Annotated in this window: 3 protein-coding genes and 3 tRNA genes; all 6 read left to right on the top strand. The window is 57.4% G+C overall.

The genetic code is table 11. The features are described from left to right. Nucleotides 1-98 precede the first annotated feature (98 nt). The gene (gene birA / locus B2X67_RS15805) at nucleotides 99-1,058 is read left to right on the top strand and encodes a bifunctional biotin--[acetyl-CoA-carboxylase] ligase/biotin operon repressor BirA (RefSeq protein ID WP_286786061.1); all 960 of its coding nucleotides are present in this window, start codon (nucleotides 99-101) and stop codon (nucleotides 1,056-1,058) included. After that, a complete protein-coding gene (locus B2X67_RS15800) occupies nucleotides 1,048-1,794 on the top strand; it encodes a pantothenate kinase (protein WP_286786060.1) in 747 nt (248 codons plus the stop codon). Before birA ends, B2X67_RS15800 begins: the two co-directional genes overlap by 11 nt. A 9-nt stretch (nucleotides 1,795-1,803) precedes the next feature. Next, nucleotides 1,804-2,490 carry an SPOR domain-containing protein gene (locus tag B2X67_RS15795; RefSeq protein ID WP_286786059.1) on the top strand — a complete coding sequence of 229 codons (687 nt, stop codon included), beginning with the start codon at nucleotides 1,804-1,806 and terminating at the stop codon, nucleotides 2,488-2,490. Nucleotides 2,491-2,634: 144 nt separating this feature from the next. Next, a tRNA-Tyr gene (locus B2X67_RS15790) sits at nucleotides 2,635-2,719 on the top strand. 25 nt (nucleotides 2,720-2,744) lie between these two features. Then, nucleotides 2,745-2,818 (top strand) — tRNA-Gly (locus tag B2X67_RS15785). Between the two features lie 27 nt (nucleotides 2,819-2,845). Beyond that, nucleotides 2,846-2,921 (top strand) — tRNA-Thr (locus B2X67_RS15780). Nucleotides 2,922-3,039 lie beyond the last annotated feature (118 nt).

Here is a 3,039-nt window from a genome sequence, read left to right as displayed (position 1 = left end):
GCTTTTGTGCTCCAGAAAACATTTATCCAGTGGCTGCTTTGCCTAGGCAATCTGGTAGTGCGTGGATATGATGCCGGCCTCATTCTGAGGCACAGATCATGTTTTCTTTGCTGCAACTTCTTAAGGACGGCCAATTCCATTCGGGGCAAGCGCTCGGTGTGCGGCTGGGCGTCTCGCGCAGTGCGATCTGGAAGCAGCTGCAGGCCCTTGAGCGACAGTTGGGGCTGGATATCCACAAGGTGCGCGGCAAGGGTTATCGCCTGGCCGATTCGTTGAACCTTCTGGATGCCGAAGAAATCGCTCCTCAGGGGAGTGTCCCTTGGGGCGTCCAGATCCGTGAAGTTATCGACTCCACGAATGCTGAGGCGCTGCGTCTGCTACAGGCCGACAAGCCGGCTCCTTTTCTCGTTCTCGCTGAGCAGCAAACCGCCGGGCGTGGTCGGCGTGGGCGCCAGTGGGTAAGTCCGCTGGCCCAGAATCTCTACATGAGCCTCGTTGTAAGAATCGGCGGTGGTGCGCGTCAGCTTGAGGGGCTGAGCCTCGTGGTAGGGTTATCGGTGCTAAGTGCTTTGCGTGCCATGGGGCTGCGTGAGGCCGGGATGAAATGGCCCAACGACGTTCTCGTCGGCCGCAAGAAAGTTGCCGGAATACTCCTTGAGCTGGTCGGAGATCCCGCAGACGTGTGCCACGTTGTCATAGGCATCGGCATCAATGTGAACATGCGGGAAATGGCTGAAGGAATCGATCAGCCTTGGACTTCGATTCGCCTAGAGCTTGGGCATGCCATCAATCGGAACTGTCTGGCCAGATCGCTAAGCGAGCACCTTCGCGATGATCTTGCTCGTCACGAGAAGGGCGGTTTCGCAGCCTTTAGGGCTGAGTGGGAAGAGGCTCATCTATGGCAGGGGCGAGTGGTTGAGTTGGCTTCCGGTGTACAGGTGGTGCGTGGAGATGTACTGGGCATTAGTGAGACCGGCGCCTTGCGTCTTCTGGTTGACGGTAGCGAACGCCAGTACAGCGGCGGCGAACTGAGTTTGAGGCTGAGCGATGATTCTTGAATTGGATTGCGGCAACAGTCTGATCAAATGGCGTGTGATTGGTGCGGAGGGTGTACGTGTCGGAGGCGGCGTCGCTAGCTCCGATGAAAGTCTGATTGGCGAACTCCGGGGCATGTCTCGTCTGACGTTGCGCGCCTGCAGGTTGGTGAGCGTTCGTAGCGATGAGGAAACCCGGGCGTTGATGGCGCGTCTCAAAGACGAATTTTCCATCGATACCGCGTCCGTGAAGCCAGCACAGGAGTTGGCTGGTGTGCGCAATGGCTATGAAGACTATTCACGCCTTGGGCTGGATCGCTGGCTTGCAGTGGTGGGGGCCTTTCATCTGGCTGGCAAGGCCTGCCTGGTCATCGATCTCGGTACGGCCATCACCTCCGACTTTGTCGTCGCCGATGGCCAGCACCTTGGTGGTTTTATCTGCCCTGGCATGCCGTTGATGCGCAACCAGTTGAGGACCCACACCCGACGCATTCGCTATGACGACCAGCAGGCCGAGGAGGCCCTTCGTGACCTGTCTCCCGGCCGCTCCACCGTGGAAGCGGTGGAGCGCGGTTGCCTGATGATGCTGCAGGGCTTCGTCAGGGGCCAGGTGGCAATCGCTGAAGAATACTGTGGCCCTGAATTCGAGGTCTTTTTGACGGGAGGGGATGCTGGTTTGATGAAGGGTGTACATCCTCACGTAAGGATCGATCCGGATCTTATCTTCATCGGCCTTGCTATCGCGTGCCCTTTGCCCTGAGAGACTCCGATGCGCTGGCTATTTCTGTTGTTGCTCATGCTCAACCTTTTTTACTACGTGTGGCACCAGCAGCAGGCGCCCCTGCGTGTAAAGGAGGTGGCTCCTCTTTCGTTATACCGCAGCGCTGAGGACAACATTCGCCTGTTGAGCGAGTCGGGAGATGTTCCAGCGATCCAGGGGCGTCCCGCTCCTGTCGCACCGGTCAGCCAGGTGGATGATGTGTGTCTCTTCCTGGGCGGTTATGCGGGAGAGGCTGATATCCAGCCGCTCGAGCAGCGGTTGAAAGGGTTGGATGTCTCGGCCCAGGTGCAGGCGCGCGATGCCGAAGGGGCCGTCGACTACTGGGTGTATCTGCCTCCACTGGCATCGCGCCAGGCGTCCTTCCGACAGTTGAAGGAATTGCAATCGAGGCATATCGACAGCTACCTGATTGGCGAAGGTGATCTGGCCGATGGTATTTCCCTGGGGATGTTTCCGCGCCAGGAGCTGGCCGACGCCCTGGTGCGGCGCCTGAACGAGGCGGGTTACGAGCCGCAGGTGCGTGAGCTGCCACGTGCCTATCGGAGCTTCTGGCTTCGGGTGGATGACTCGAGCCGGCGCCTTCTGGATGATGCCTTGCTGGCGCGGCTGTCTACCGATTTCCCCAGGATGCGTCATCAGCTAATGCCCTGCAAAGACGTTGCATCACCGCGCTAGTTTGCATAGAATGGCGCCCGCTTCGCAGGCAGGGTTTACGAAAGTCTTCTGCGGTGCGGCTGTCGATGAAGCTAAGCTCAAGTTTTTTAATGAGAAATGCTTGACAGTGGGGTGGCATATGATGAAAATGCCGCCTCCAAATTTGGAGGGATTCCCGAGCGGCCAAAGGGATCAGACTGTAAATCTGACGTCTACGACTTCGAAGGTTCGAATCCTTCTCCCTCCACCAGATTAAAGCGTGAGCTGCGGGCTCCGCGGGTATAGTTCAGTGGTAGAACCTCAGCCTTCCAAGCTGATGATGCGGGTTCGATTCCCGCTACCCGCTCCAGGTTTGTTGGTTTATGCGAAACGTTTCGCTCATGTAGCTCAGCTGGTAGAGCACACCCTTGGTAAGGGTGAGGTCAGCGGTTCGATTCCGCTCATGAGCTCCAATACTTCAAAGGCAGATATGCAAATATCTGCCTTTGTTCTAATGGGCGTGGCGTGACTTGCTCAATACTTTGATGGGAGACGGTCTCGATGGCTAAAGAAAAATTCGAACGTAACAAA

It is taken from the genome of Pseudomonas sp. UBA3153, assembly GCF_002364635.1.
GTDB classification, from domain to species: domain Bacteria; phylum Pseudomonadota; class Gammaproteobacteria; order Pseudomonadales; family Pseudomonadaceae; genus Pseudomonas_O; species Pseudomonas_O kuykendallii.
This window is presented reverse-complemented; position numbering and strand designations above follow the sequence as displayed.